This is a genomic window from Rhizobium sp. GN54 (assembly GCF_021026345.1).
GTDB lineage: Bacteria > Pseudomonadota > Alphaproteobacteria > Rhizobiales > Rhizobiaceae > Mycoplana.
Genome location: NZ_JAJNCZ010000007.1, coordinates 67,929 through 81,432, shown reverse-complemented (window position 1 = coordinate 81,432; position 13,504 = coordinate 67,929). Strand labels below are relative to the sequence as shown.

The window sequence follows — 13,504 nt, the reverse complement described above, 5'->3', positions numbered from 1 at the left end:
TTCTTCATTCGGCCCCGTCAGGCCTGCCGCGGGGACGCCGCCGGGTCGACGGGCGGTGCGACCGCGCTGGTTTCCATGCTGGCGGTGATGCGCAGGTTGGCCTTCTGCGTGGTGGCGCTCGCCTCTGCCTCCTTGGGGATCTTTGCGCCGATCGCCGCGGCCTTCTCGGCGAAGGCCTTCAGCCTGTCGCGCGTCACCATCGGCCGGTCGACGAAGGCGGTGGGCTGATACGAGGACAGGATGGTCGCGTAGTCCATGACGTCAGCGTCCAGGTCGTTGAGTTCCGGCCCCGGCCCGGCGCTGTAGCGCTCGTGGAGCTTCTTCAGCGACTGGGCCAGTGTCGGCAGCGCCGTGGCGGCGCGCCGCCAGCGATGCTCGTTGAAATCGAAACTCTGCCTGATCGCGCCGCCCGCATCCTTGCCGAGCCGCGTCAGGGTGCCGATGATCTCGTCGTCCATGTCGAGGTTCAGGCCGCCCTCCTTCTTGTCGTCCAGCCTGATTTCCACGATACGCTCGCTGTAGCCATGCAACTGGCTCTGCAGCGTGTCCTGCCAGTTACGGGCCGTGGACAGGATCGCGGAGACGAAATCGAGGAGACCGCCGACCGGCAGGATCGGCGTCCGGTCGATATCGTCGGCCCCGGCCTCCTTCGTGTTCGGCATGTAGACCCGGCCATCGTGTCGCTTGGAGTCGTAGCTTGCCAGCGAAATGCCGAACGTCGGGCGGCCCGGCAGCAGGCTGTCGAAAAGATGGATCGGAAAGTTGCTGGTGATCCCCCCATCCGAGAACAGGCAGCGAACCGGTGCCAGTTGCAATTTCTCACTGCTCGACAGTAGCGACCGGTCGTACCGGTAAAGCGGCACGGCGCGGATGAGGCCGGGAAAACTGAGGCTCATCCGGGCGATCATGGCAACGGGGAGGGCCTTCTTGTTCGGAAGCCGGTAGAAATCGCGGGCGCCGCCATAGGCGACGACAGGAAGTTCGCTGCTGACCCGCAGCAGGTAGTCCATGATCCACGTCGGAAACAGCAGTTCGAACTCCGACTTCCGGAAGCAGAACACGTCAGAGCCGAACGGCAGTTCGTAGGGCCGCCGCGACGAGAGATCGGTGGTGACGCTCACCACCTGGATGTTCTCCTCGTCCAGATCCCCGATCGTCAGCGGGTCGTTCGCCGTCGTCCGCCCGGCGACGGCCTGGATTTCGTCGGCGATCCAGTCCGTGAAGCCGGGCTTCAGGTTTCCCGGTTGGGTCAGGCCGCTGCACAGGCCGAAATCATGCTGCGGAAGCGTGATGGCCACGGCCTTGTACAGCGCATAGCCGACCATGATGGCCGCGCCGGTCAGCGCCAGCAGAAGTCCGAGCAACAGCCCCGCGATGCTCTCGGTCGCAATCGAGACCGCCATCACCAGCAGCCCCAGGACGGCGCCCTTCGACGTCTCCTGCCGGAAACCCCAGAGGGTCTGGCGCAGCACCGCGAAGGCCTTGCTGCCCCGGGCGCGGATCGCCGCCATGCCGATGTCGAACAGGGGCCTGGTCTCCGGCGAAGGCTGGAAGAAGGTCGGAAGGTTTGCCGCAAGCACGGATGGCATGGCGGCGATCCGCTCGAAGCCGGCGCCCTGCTTCGCCGGGTCGTCGATGGCCTTCCTGCGCCTGTATTCCGCGGCCGCCGCCATGACGGCCCCGATCGCGCCCGCCGACGTGCCGCCGATGCAGACGAAACGATACTCGCGCGCCAGTTCGCAGATGGCCTGCGGAAAGACGACGCCCGAAGTGATGCCGCCCTTCATGATCAGGTCGCATTTCTTCGGCGGATTGGCAAAGGGGTGTGCTGCGCTGCTGTCGACCATGCGGCTCCTCCCGATCGGGGCTGCTGTCTACCATCGATTGCACGGACCCATGATACACCTGGGCGCTCGCTAGTCCATCAGCATTGTTGAATATGCGGTTCTTGAATACCGCCGGGCATCCGCGCCGTTACGGCGGTCGATTTCCGCGGACAGGCATGTCTTCCCGGTTTCCGTTCGCGGGGGATATGCGGTAGAAACCGGCCATGGCAAAACGAGTCACCGGCCCCGAAATCGAAAAACTCATCCAGCTTCTGGCAAAGGTGCCGGGGCTTGGCCCCCGGTCGGCCCGGCGCGCCGCCCTCCATCTCGTCAAGAAGAAGGAGCAACTGCTCGGGCCGCTCGCGGACGCGATGGGCGAGGCGCATCGCAAGGTGCGCATCTGCTCGTGCTGCGGCAATGTCGATACCATCGATCCCTGCACGGTCTGCACCGACGAGCGCCGCGACCAGTCGGTAATCATCGTCGTCGAGGACGTCTCCGACCTCTGGGCGCTGGAGCGTGCGGGCGCCATGAACGCCGCCTATCACGTGCTGGGCGGAACCCTGTCGCCGCTCGATGGCGTCGGCCCGGAGGACCTCAACATCCGCGGCCTGATCGACCGCGTCTCGCAAGGCGGCGTGCGCGAACTGATCATCGCCGTCAACGCCACCGTCGAGGGCCAGACCACCGCGCACTACATCACCGACCAGCTCCAGGGGCTGGACGTCAGGATCACCCGCCTCGCCCACGGCGTGCCCGTCGGCGGCGAACTCGATTATCTTGACGAGGGCACCCTGACGGCGGCGCTGCGCGCACGAACGACGATTTGACCAAGGAGCGGCGATGCGGACGAAAATCCCCCTCTGGCCTGCCGGCCATCTCCCCCACAAGGGGGGAGAAAGGTTGTCGCGACGGTATCGCCAACCATCAGACAGAGTGCAGACGCTGATCGCCGGGACGGTTGCGTGGAGGCGACGAGTTTGCCGCGCGGTCTTCTCCCCCCTTGTGGGGGAGATGGCCGGCAGGCCAGAGGGGGTGCCACGGGCAAGGATCGCGCGAACCATCATGCTTGTGGCGTCCCTCGCCCTTCTGCCGCTCCCCGCCGCGGCCCAGAGCAGACCGGATATCGAGCGCCAGTTCCAGGCGTGGCTGCAGAACGACCTCTGGCCGGAAGCGTCGAAATCCGGTGTGTCGCAGAAGGCCTTCAAGGCCGCCTTCGACGGCATCCGCCTGAACTGGGACCTTCCGGATCTGGTGCCGCCCGGTGCTGCGCCGAAGAAGGAGCAGAAGCAGAGCCAGGCCGAGTTCTCCTCGCCCGGCGCCTATTTCTCCGAAAAGCGCCTGCAGGGCCTCGCCGCCAGCGGCCGCAGGCTGGCGAAAACCCACGCCGCCACGCTGCGCAAGGTCGAGCAGGACTACGGCGTGCCGGGCGAGGTCATCCTCGCCGTCTGGGGGCGCGAATCCGGCTACGGCCGCGCCGATATCCCCCATCCCGCGATCGAGGTGCTCGCGACCAAGGCCTTCATGTCCACCCGCAAGGAGATGTTCCGGCGCGAACTCGTCGCCGCCCTGCACATCATCGACGGCGGCGACCGCACGCCGACGCAGCTCAAGGGGTCCTGGGCCGGTGCCATGGGCCAGCCGCAGTTCATGCCGACGAGCTACCTGAAATATGCCGTCGATTTCGACGGCGACGGCGTCCGCGACATCTGGAATTCGGTGCCCGACAGCCTGGCCTCCATCGCCAACTACCTGCGCCGGAAGGGCTGGGAGGCTGGCCGCGGCTGGGGCTACGAGGTGCGTATTCCGGACGGCGTCTCCTGCGCCCAGGAGGGGCCGGACCTGGCAAGGCCGATCGGGAAATGGTCGGCGACCGGCATCGGGCGGGTGTCCGGCAAGCCGTTTCCGAAGGGCGAGACGGGCGCTTCGGGCATGATGCTGGTGCCGGCGGGCACCCACGGTCCCGAATTCATCGTCACGCCCAACTTCTACGTGATCAAGGAATACAACAACTCCGACCTCTACGCGCTCTTCATCGGCAACCTCGCCGATCGCATCGCCTATGGCAGCGGCGCGTTCTCCGGCGCCTGGGGCGATGTCGGCAAGATGCTGCGCTCCGATGTGCTCGCCATGCAGAAGGCGCTCGTCGCCAAGGGCTACGACGTCGGCAAGGTCGACGGCCTGCCGGGCTACAAGACCCGCCGGTCGCTCGGCGACTGGCAGTCGAAATCCGGCCTGAAGCCGACCTGCTATCCGGACGCATCGTTGAAGGCGAAGCTGCGCTGAGCAGCCCGTCGGCGGTCTCCGGCACGCTCTGCAGTGTGGCAGAACTGCGGGATCCTCCGCCTGTCTCAGTGGTGGATGTCCATCTGCTGCTTGTAGCGCTCGTATTCGGTCGGCAGGATCGTCTGGCGCTCGATCATCCGGTGCACCCGCGGCGCCTCGGAGCCGCGATGGAGCGCGCGCAGGAGGTCGCCGTTCTCGGCGTCCGCATGGGTGCGCCGCTGGTTGTGGCGGACATATTCGATCCAGGTCGGCACGTGGTATGTCTCGGTCCAGATCGTCGGGTTTTCCAGGTCGCGCATCAGTGTCCACTGGCCGGCCCCGTCGCGGATGCGGATCCGCCGGCGCTCCGTCATCGCCGTCAGGAAGGTGGGGATGTCTTCCTCGGCGATCTCGTAGTCGATCAGGATGACGATCGGCCCGCTGCGCGGCTTGAGGTCCAGCGGCAGCTGCGGTTCGCTGAAGCGGTTGAGAGGGTCGAGGTTCAGCGATTCGAACTGCGGCAGGCCGTAGCGCAGGCCGAGCGCGCCGCCGGCGAGCATCGCCGCCGCGGCCCAGAGCAGCGCGTTGGCCGCTCCCTGCATGTCCGCGACGGTGCCCCACAGCCAGCTGCCGCCGGCAATCCCGCCGAAGGTGGTGGTCTGGTAGAGCGAGAGCGCCCGCGCCACCACCCAGCGCGGCGTCGAAAGCTGCACGGTCGTGTTGAACAGCGACAGCGCCAGCACCCAGCAGGCACCTGCCAGGAACAGGGCGGGACCGGTGATCGCGGCATGGCCGCTGATGGCGGTGATGACCGCGCTCGCGGCAAAGCCGGCAAAGGCAAAGCGCACGATCGTCTCGCTGGAAAACCGCTCGCGCGCCCATGCGCTCGTCAGCGCGCCGCCGATCGCGCCGACCCCGAAACAGCCGAGCAGGACGCCGAAGGTCAGCGGTCCGCCGGCGACCAGGTCGCGCGCCACCAGCGGCAGCAGCGCGAGGATGGCGCTCGACGAAAGCCCGAAGGCGAAGCCGCGCAGCATCACCTTGCCGATATTGGGCGACATCGACACGTAGCGGAAGCCGGCCGAGATCGCCCGCCCGAAGGTCTCGCGCGGCAGCGGGTTTGCCGGCACGACCGGTTTCCAGCGCAAAAGCGCGAAGATCAGCGCAAAGTAGCTGCAGGCATTGACGGCGAAGGCCGCGGCAGCCCCCGCAGCCGCCACGATCGCGCCGCCGACCGCGGGGCCGACGCTGCGGGTGATGTTGAAGCCCATCGAGTTCAGCGCGACCGCCGCCGGCAGGTCCTCGCGCGGCACCATGTCGCCGACCGATGCCTGCCAGGCCGGGTTGTTCAGCGCCGTGCCGCAGCCGATGAGAAAGGTGAAGGACAAAAGCAGCCAGGGCGTGATCAGCCCGTACCAGGCGCACAGCGTCAGCGTGACGGAAACGACCAGCATGAAACACTGGGCGGAAAGCATGATGCGGCGGCGGTCGAAACTGTCGGCCAAGGCGCCGGAGGCCAGCGAAAACAGCATGATCGGCAGCGAGGTCGAGGCCTGGACCAGCGCGACCATGTTGGCCGAATTCGAGATCGAGGCCATCATCCAGGCCGCGCCGACAGACTGGATCAGCGCGCCGAAGTTGGAGACGAGGCTTGCCCCCCAGATGAGCCGGAAGACGTCGTGCCTGAAGGGCGCAAGGGGAGATTTGCGATCGGGCACTGCTCAGTCTCGCGTTCTTGTTCTCGTTTTCTCGTTCGCGAGACAAGATAGCGAGGTGGCGGCGGGCGGCAAGGGCAACCCGGAAACCCGGTCGCATTTTTCCGCCCTTTGACCCTGTGACCCGGCCGACCTTGCAAAGACCGGTGAAGGCGTATATATCAGCGTCAAATTCTTGATCGGTTTGATGAAGAGTGGGCCCGCACCGGACCCGCTCTTTTTTATTGGCCCGGTCGGGCGCATGATGAACAACGCTCCGCAAGCCTGCCTTTGCCGGCAAGGATCTTCGGAGTTGTGCGCCGCACGACCCTCCTGTCGGAGGGGCATGGACGGCGAGGGAAGTGATGATGACGGAACAGGAAAACGAACCGCGGCTGATCGTCGAGACCGGTCTCGACCGGCGGGTGGCCGATATCATCGAGCCGACGATCGAGCAGATCGGTTATCGTCTGGTGCGCGTTCGCCTGTCGGCGCAGCATGGGCTGACGCTGCAGATCATGTGCGAGAGGGCCGATGGCACGATGACGGTGGAGGACTGCGAAGCCGTCTCCATGGCGATCTCGCCCGTCCTCGACGTTGAGGATCCGATCGACAAGGCGTATCATCTCGAGGTGTCGTCGCCGGGGATCGACCGGCCGATGGTCCGCAAGTCGGATTTTGCGCGCTGGCAGGGACACCTGGTGAAGTGCGAGACGTCGATCCTGATCGATGGCCGCAAGCGCTTCCGCGGCAAGATCGCTTCCGCCGATGCCGATGGCTTCACGGTCGAGCGCGACCAGCCCGCCTATGGCGAGGAGCCGACCGTCGCGATCCCGTTCTCGGCGCTGGCCGAGGCGAAGCTGATCCTGACCGACGACCTGATCCGCGATGCCCTGCGCGCCGACAAGGCGGCGAAGGCGCAGGCCGCGAACCAGAACGACGAGGACGGCGAATAATTCAGTGAGTGCGCAGCCACTCCGGCCCGGATGTTCCGGTCGATGGCGGCGTTTGAGGATGGAACCGGAGCGGCAGGCCCGCTCCCCATGGCCGGCGGTAGCGACCGGTATCACAACGGAGACTTGAGACAATGGCAGTCAGCGCTAACCGGCTCGAACTTCTGCAGATCGCGGATGCCGTGGCCCGCGAAAAGGTCATCGATCGCGAAATCGTTCTGGCCGCGATGGCCGACGCCATCCAGAAGGCGGCGCGCTCGCGCTACGGTTCGGAATCGAACATCCGCGCCGACATCAATTCCAAGACCGGCGAGATCCGGCTTCAGCGTCTTCTCGAAGTCGTCGAGCAGGCCGAGGACTATTCCACCCAGATCCCGCTGGAACTGGCCCGCGATCGCAACCCGGACGCCAAGATCGGCGACTTCATGGCCGATCCGCTGCCGCCGATGGATTTCGGTCGTATCGCCGCCCAGTCGGCCAAGCAGGTGATCGTGCAGAAGGTGCGCGAGGCCGAGCGTGATCGTCAGTTCGACGAGTACAAGGACCGCGTCGGCGAGATCGTCAACGGCACCGTCAAGCGCGTCGAATACGGCAACGTCATCGTCGACCTCGGCCGCGGCGAAGGCATCATCCGCCGCGACGAGATGATCCCGCGCGAGAACATGCGCTACGGCGACCGCGTCCGCGCTTTTGTCTACGACGTCCGCCGCGAACAGCGCGGTCCGCAGATCTTCCTGTCGCGCACCCATCCGCAGTTCATGGTCAAGCTCTTCACCATGGAAGTGCCGGAAATCTACGACGGCATCATCCAGATCAAGTCGGTTGCCCGCGACCCGGGCTCGCGCGCCAAGATCGCTGTCATCTCGAACGACTCGTCGATCGATCCGGTCGGCGCCTGCGTCGGTATGCGCGGTTCGCGCGTCCAGGCCGTCGTCGGCGAGCTGCAGGGCGAGAAGATCGACATCATTCCGTGGAGCCAGGATCCGGCCTCCTTCATCGTCAACGCCCTGCAGCCGGCAGAAGTCGCCAAGGTCGTTCTCGACGAGGATGCGGAGCGCATCGAAGTGGTCGTTCCCGACGAGCAGCTGTCGCTCGCCATCGGCCGCCGCGGCCAGAATGTCCGCCTCGCCTCGCAGCTGACCGGCTGGGACATCGACATCCTCACCGAGCAGGAAGAGAGCGAGCGTCGCCAGAAGGAATTCAACGAGCGCACCAACCTCTTCATGGACGCGCTCGACGTCGACGAGATGGTCGGCCAGGTGCTGGCCTCCGAAGGCTTCGCTGCCGTCGAGGAACTGGCCTATGTCGATCTCGACGAAATCGCCTCGATCGACGGTTTCGACGAAGACACGGCAACCGAGATCCAGACCCGCGCCCGTGAGTTCCTCGAGCGCCTCGAAGCGGAGATGGATGCCAAGCGCAAGGAGCTCGGCGTCGCCGACGAACTGCGCCAGATCGACGGCATGACCTCGCAGATGATGGTCGCGCTCGGCGAGGACGGCATCAAGACGATAGAGGACTTCGCCGGCTGCGCCGCGGACGACCTGGTCGGCTGGTCCGAGCGCAAGGACGGCGAGACGAAGAAGTTCGAGGGTCTGTTCTCGAAGTTCGAGATTTCCCGCGCCGAGGCCGAGGCCATGATCGTTCAGGCGCGGCTTGCCGCTGGCTGGATCACCGAGGAAGACCTCGCCGCCGAGGACGCCCCGGTGGAAGTGGTCGAGGGTGCGGAGCAGGACGCCTGACGGGCGTCCTCTTCCCGCAATGCAGCAGCCGGAGAAGCCGTTGCCCGAGAAGAACAGGAAGGACGACGGCGAGAACGGCCGCATGTGCATCGTCACCCGCGAGAGCGGCGACCCCGATGCGCTCATCCGTTTTGTCGCCGGTCCGGACGGCAGCGTCGTCCCCGACCTGAAGCGCCAGTTGCCGGGCCGCGGCTGCTGGGTGAAGGCCGAGCGCGCGCTGGTCGACAAGGCAGTGGCGAAGAAGGCTTTCGCGCGGGCTTTGAAGTCTGATGTGAAGGCGTCCGCCGAACTCGGTGCGGAGGTCGATCGTCTTCTTCTGGCGCAACTCGCCGGCATGATGAACCTGGCCCGCAAGGCCGGCCAGTTCGTCACCGGGGGCATGAATGTCGACAAGGCGGTTCGCGGCGGTGCCGCGCTCGCTGTCTTTCACGCAGTCGATGCCGCAGCCGACGGCGTCCGCAAGATCGACCAGGCCCGGAAGGCCTATAGGTATGCCGCCGACGAGGACGAGGAGATTGCCTCCTTCCGCTTCGCGACCGCGGCGGAAATGGAAGGGCTTTTGGGCCAGAATGCTTTTATCCATGCGGCAGCGCTTGCAGGGCAGGCGGGTGAGGGTGTAGTGAAGCGCGCAATCATGCTCGAAAAGTACCGTGGCGATGGCTCGGTCCGGGCGCAGGGCGACGCTCGCCAGCCAAAGTCATGACGCGGGTGACCGGCCGAAACCGGCATCAAGCGCGTCGATCGACAGGAATTGAACGACAGGGTCTGGTGATACGCATCCGGCCCTGATCTAACGGAACGGATACGGAATGACCGATAACAAAGACGACAAGACGATCAGCGTAGCGGGCAAGAAGACGCTGACCCTGAAGCCCTCCGGGGTTCAGCAGGGTACCGTGCGTCAGGACATGGGCCGTGGCCGCACGAAGGCTGTCGTGGTCGAGACCCGCAAGCGCCGTCCGTCGCGCCCGGAAGACGAGCGGCCGGCGATCCAGCCGGTGACGCCGGCGCCGCGGGTTGCCGAGCAGGCGCCGGTGCGCCAGCAGCCGTCCCCGCCGCCGCGTCAGGAGCCGCAGCGTCCGCGCGTCGGCGTCGTCCTGAACCAGCTGTCGCCGGAAGAGGTCGAGGCCCGTCGCCGGGCGCTCGCCGACGCACAGGTGCGCGAGGCCGAGGACGCCCGCCGTCGTGCGGAAGAGGAAGCCCGCCGCAAGGTCGAGGAAGAGGCGCGCCGCAAGGCCGAGGAAGAAGCCCGCGTCCTGCGCGAGAAGGAAGAGGCCGAACGCAAGGCCGAGGCCGAAGCCCGCGGCGAGACCGTCGAGGTCGCACCGCCGGCCGCTGCAGAGGCGGCGCCGGTCGCAGCACCGCGCCCCGCCGGTGTCCGCCCCGCAACGCCGGCAGCAGCGACCCCGGCACCCGCCGGCGTTCGCGGTCGCCGCGAGCAGGAAGAAGAAGACGCCCGCCCGCGTGGCGCCGGTGTTCCGGCGCGTGGCAAGGTCACGCGCCCCGAGCCTGCCAAGGTCCCGGCCCGCCCCAAGGGCGACGAGGGCCGCCGCCAGGGCAAGCTGACGCTCACGACCGCTTCGACCGACGAGGACGGCGCACAGCGCGGCCGCTCGCTCGCCTCGATCCGTCGTCGCCAGGAGAAGTTCAAGCGCTCCATGATGCAGGAGACCCGTGAGAAGATCTCGCGCGAAGTCGTCCTGCCCGAGACCATCACCATCCAGGAACTGTCGCAGCGCATGTCCGAGCGCGCCGTCGACGTCATCAAGTACCTGATGAAGGAAGGTCAGATGATGAAGCCGGGCGACCTGATCGATGCCGACCTGGCAGAGCTCATCGCCGGCGAATTCGGCCATACCGTCAAGCGCGTCTCTGAATCCGACGTCGAGGAAGGCATCTTCAACGTTGCCGACGACGCAGCGGTGATGCAGCCGCGTCCGCCGATCGTCACCATCATGGGCCACGTCGACCACGGCAAGACCTCGCTGCTCGACGCCATCCGCCATGCCAACGTGGTCGCCGGCGAAGCCGGTGGCATCACCCAGCACATCGGCGCCTACCAGGTCGAGCAGGACGGCAACAAGATCACCTTCATCGACACGCCCGGCCACGCCGCGTTCACCGCCATGCGTGCCCGCGGTGCGCAGGCGACCGACATTGCCATCCTCGTGGTGGCCGCCGACGACAGCGTCATGCCGCAGACGATCGAGTCCATCAACCACGCCAAGGCGGCCGGCGTGCCGATCATCGTGGCGATCAACAAGATCGACAAGCCGACGGCCAATGCCCAGAAGGTCCGCACGGAGCTTCTGCAGCACGAGGTCTTCGTCGAATCCATGGGCGGCGAGGTGCTCGACGTCGAGGTTTCGGCCAAGAACGGCACCAATCTCGACAAGCTGCTCGAGGCGATCCTGCTGCAGTCGGAAATCCTCGACCTCAAGGCCAATCCGGACCGGACGGCCGAGGGCGTCGTCGTCGAAGCCGAGCTGGATCGCGGTCGCGGTGCGGTCGCAACCGTCCTCGTCCAGAAGGGCACGCTGACGCCGGGCCAGATCATCGTCGCCGGCGACCAGTGGGGCCGCGTGCGCGCGCTGGTCAACGACAAGGGCGAGCATGTGAAGTCTGCCGGCCCATCCACGCCGGTCGAGGTCCTCGGTCTTTCCGGAACGCCGGCCGCCGGCGACAAGTTCGCCGTGGTCGAGAACGAGAGCCGCGCCCGCGAGATCTCCGAATATCGCCAGCGTCTCGCCCGCGAGAAGCAGGTTGCCCGCCAGACCGGTTCGCGTGGTTCGCTCGAACAGATGATGACCCAGCTCCAGTCCTCCGGCATGAAGGAGTTCCCGCTGGTCATAAAGGGCGACGTGCAGGGCTCGATCGAGGCGATCGCCGGCGCGCTGGACAAGCTCGGTACCGACGAGGTCCGCGCCCGCATCGTCCATTCCGGCGCAGGCGGCATCACCGAATCCGACATCTCGCTGGCGGAAGCCTCGAATGCGGCGATCATCGGCTTCAACGTCCGTGCCAACGCGCAGGCCCGCAGCCTCTCCGAGCGCGAGGGCATCGAGATCCGCTACTACAACATCATCTACGATCTGGTGGATGACGTGAAGGCGGCGATGTCGGGCCTCCTGTCTCCGGAGCGCCGCGAGACCTTCCTCGGCAATGCCGAGATCCTGGAGGTGTTCAACATCACCAAGGTCGGCAAGGTCGCAGGTTGCCGCGTCACCGAAGGCAAGGTCGAGCGTGGCTCCGGCGTCCGCCTCGTGCGCGACAACGTCGTCATCCACGAAGGCAAGCTCAAGACGCTCAAGCGCTTCAAGGACGAGGTCTCCGAAGTGCAGTCCGGCCAGGAATGCGGCATGGCCTTCGAGAACTACGAGGACATCCGCGCCGGCGACACGATCGAGTGCTTCCGCGTGGAGCATGTGACGCGCACGCTGTAACGGCTCGTCCAGGCAGTTGTCATGCGGGCGCCGGAGGGTTTCGGCGCTCGCTTTTTTTTACAAGGTAACGACGATGACCAGAGCAACGTCCTCCGCGCCCTCCCAGCGCATGCTGCGCGTCGGCGAACAGGTTCGCGCGGCGATCACCCAGGTCCTGCAGCGCGGCGAAGTCCGCGATCCGCTGATCGAGAAGACGGTGATCTCCATTTCCGAAGTCCGCATGTCGCCCGACCTGAAGCACGCGACGGCGTTCGTGACGCCGCTCGGCGTCTCGGATCATACCGCCGTCATCGAGGCGCTCAACCGCAATGCGAAGTTCATCCGCGGCCGGCTCGGCCCGCAGCTCAGGCAGATGAAGTACATGCCGGAGGTGCGCTTCCGCGACGACACCAGCTTCGACAACTACAAGAAGATCGACGAGCTCCTGCGCTCGCCCGAGGTCGCGCGCGACCTCGATGACACCGACGAACAATAACAGAAGAACCGATGTCCAAACCTCGCAAATCCAAGGGCCGCCCGGTCTCCGGCTGGCTGATTCTCGACAAGCCGTTCGATTTCGGTTCCACGGAAGCCGTCTCCAAGATCAAGTGGCTGTTCAAGGCCCAGAAGGCCGGCCACGCCGGCACGCTCGATCCGCTCGCCTCCGGCATGCTGCCGATCGCGCTGGGCGACGCCACCAAGACCGTTCCCTATGTGATGGACGGGCGTAAGATCTACGAGTTCACCGTCACCTGGGGCGAGGAGCGCGCGACGGACGACCTCGAGGGCGAGGTGACCCGTGCGTCGGAGCAACGTCCGACGGCAGGAGATATCACGGCCCTTTTGCCCGGCTATACCGGCGTGATCCAGCAGGTGCCGCCGCAGTTCTCCGCCATCAAGATCGACGGCGAACGCGCCTATGACATCGCCCGCGACGGCGAGACGGTGGAGATCCCCTCGCGCGAGGTGGAGATCCATCGCCTGACCCTGGTCGGTTGCCCGGATGCAAACACCGCAAGGTTCGAGGTCGAGTGCGGCAAGGGCACCTATGTGCGTGCGCTCGCCCGCGATTTCGGCCGCGACCTCGGCTGCTTCGGCCATGTCTCCGAACTGCGCCGCACCTATGTCGCCCCCTTCGGCGAGGATGCGATGGTGCCCCTGGCCGACCTTACCGCGCTTGAGGAGATCGAAGACGAGGCCGAAAGGCTGGCAGCGCTCGATGCCTTCCTGATCGATACCGGCGAGGCGCTGTCCAACCTGCCGCAGATCGTTGTCAGCGACGACCAGGCCCATCGCCTGCGCATGGGCAACCCGATCATCCTGCGCGGCCGCGACGCGCCGGTCTCCGCCGACGAGGCCTATGCCACGGCGCGCGGCAGGCTGGTGGCGATCGGAGAGGTCGACGGCGGCGAGTTCCGTCCCAAGCGCGTGTTCGCCGGCTAACGGAAATGGCGCGGCAAGCGCCGGCAGCGGGCGTCATCGGCCCGTTCGGGTGACCCAAATTCGGACAGCACCGAACATTGGTCGGGATGCCGGCTTGATTTCGTAGATCCCCATGGGCTCAATAGGGCGAATGGAATGCCGGCCGGCCATCCGGGCGGG

General features: G+C 66.3%; 10 protein-coding genes. 8 read left to right on the top strand and 2 right to left on the bottom strand.

Translation table 11 applies throughout. The features are described 5' to 3' along the window. Nucleotides 1–17: 17 nt before the first annotated feature. Nucleotides 18–1,847, bottom strand: a complete 1,830-nt coding sequence (locus LQK81_RS18320) for a patatin-like phospholipase family protein (RefSeq protein WP_230807820.1) — start codon at nucleotides 1,845–1,847, stop codon at nucleotides 18–20. 203 nt (nucleotides 1,848–2,050) lie between these two features. On the opposite strand from LQK81_RS18320, the gene recR reads away from it, so the two are divergent. Then, entirely contained in the window at nucleotides 2,051–2,656 is a 606-nt protein-coding gene (gene recR, locus LQK81_RS18315; protein WP_230807819.1) for a recombination mediator RecR, read from the top strand. 235 nt (nucleotides 2,657–2,891) lie between these two features. Further along, on the top strand, nucleotides 2,892–4,112 hold the full coding sequence (locus LQK81_RS18310) for a lytic murein transglycosylase (RefSeq protein WP_230807818.1): 1,221 nt from the start codon (nucleotides 2,892–2,894) through the stop codon (nucleotides 4,110–4,112). Nucleotides 4,113–4,177: 65 nt separating this feature from the next. Here LQK81_RS18310 and LQK81_RS18305 read toward each other — a convergent pair whose 3' ends face one another. Further along, nucleotides 4,178–5,809 (bottom strand): MFS transporter, encoded by a 1,632-nt coding sequence (locus LQK81_RS18305; RefSeq protein WP_230807817.1) that lies wholly within the window; start codon nucleotides 5,807–5,809, stop codon nucleotides 4,178–4,180. 344 nt (nucleotides 5,810–6,153) lie between these two features. Between LQK81_RS18305 and rimP the strand changes: the two genes are divergently transcribed. The 6 genes from rimP (at nucleotide 6,154) to truB (ending at nucleotide 13,345) form a co-directional block, all read left to right on the top strand. Next, nucleotides 6,154–6,741, top strand: a complete 588-nt coding sequence (gene rimP, locus LQK81_RS18300; protein ID WP_230807816.1) for a ribosome maturation factor RimP — start codon at nucleotides 6,154–6,156, stop codon at nucleotides 6,739–6,741. Between the two features lie 131 nt (nucleotides 6,742–6,872). Next, entirely contained in the window at nucleotides 6,873–8,480 is a 1,608-nt protein-coding gene (nusA, locus tag LQK81_RS18295) for a transcription termination factor NusA (protein WP_230807815.1), read from the top strand. A 19-nt stretch (nucleotides 8,481–8,499) separates the two neighbouring features. Next, nucleotides 8,500–9,183: an RNA-binding protein gene (locus LQK81_RS18290; protein ID WP_230807814.1), complete on the top strand. Its 684-nt coding sequence runs from the start codon at nucleotides 8,500–8,502 to the stop codon at nucleotides 9,181–9,183. 106 nt (nucleotides 9,184–9,289) lie between these two features. Beyond that, a complete protein-coding gene (gene infB / locus LQK81_RS18285) occupies nucleotides 9,290–11,923 on the top strand; it encodes a translation initiation factor IF-2 (RefSeq protein WP_230807813.1) in 2,634 nt (877 codons plus the stop codon). Between the two features lie 73 nt (nucleotides 11,924–11,996). Next, a complete protein-coding gene (rbfA, locus tag LQK81_RS18280) occupies nucleotides 11,997–12,398 on the top strand; it encodes a 30S ribosome-binding factor RbfA (protein WP_230807812.1) in 402 nt (133 codons plus the stop codon). A gap of 11 nt (nucleotides 12,399–12,409) precedes the next feature. Further along, nucleotides 12,410–13,345 (top strand): tRNA pseudouridine(55) synthase TruB, encoded by a 936-nt coding sequence (gene truB, locus LQK81_RS18275; RefSeq protein ID WP_230807811.1) that lies wholly within the window; start codon nucleotides 12,410–12,412, stop codon nucleotides 13,343–13,345. The last annotated feature ends 159 nt before the right edge of the window (nucleotides 13,346–13,504 follow it).

Excerpts from the sequence above, each read along its gene's own strand:
- LQK81_RS18290 (WP_230807814.1), top strand. The coding sequence starts at position 8,500 with ATGCAGCAGCCGGAGAAGCCGTTGCCCGAGAAGAACAGGAAGGACGAC.
- truB (WP_230807811.1), top strand. The coding sequence starts at position 12,410 with ATGTCCAAACCTCGCAAATCCAAGGGCCGCCCGGTCTCCGGCTGGCTG.
- recR (WP_230807819.1), top strand. The coding sequence starts at position 2,051 with ATGGCAAAACGAGTCACCGGCCCCGAAATCGAAAAACTCATCCAGCTT.
- nusA (WP_230807815.1), top strand. The coding sequence starts at position 6,873 with ATGGCAGTCAGCGCTAACCGGCTCGAACTTCTGCAGATCGCGGATGCC.
- rbfA (WP_230807812.1), top strand. The coding sequence starts at position 11,997 with ATGACCAGAGCAACGTCCTCCGCGCCCTCCCAGCGCATGCTGCGCGTC.
- infB (WP_230807813.1), top strand. The coding sequence starts at position 9,290 with ATGACCGATAACAAAGACGACAAGACGATCAGCGTAGCGGGCAAGAAG.
- rimP (WP_230807816.1), top strand. The coding sequence starts at position 6,154 with ATGACGGAACAGGAAAACGAACCGCGGCTGATCGTCGAGACCGGTCTC.
- LQK81_RS18310 (WP_230807818.1), top strand. The coding sequence starts at position 2,892 with ATGCTTGTGGCGTCCCTCGCCCTTCTGCCGCTCCCCGCCGCGGCCCAG.
- LQK81_RS18320 (WP_230807820.1), bottom strand. The coding sequence starts at position 1,847 with ATGGTCGACAGCAGCGCAGCACACCCCTTTGCCAATCCGCCGAAGAAA.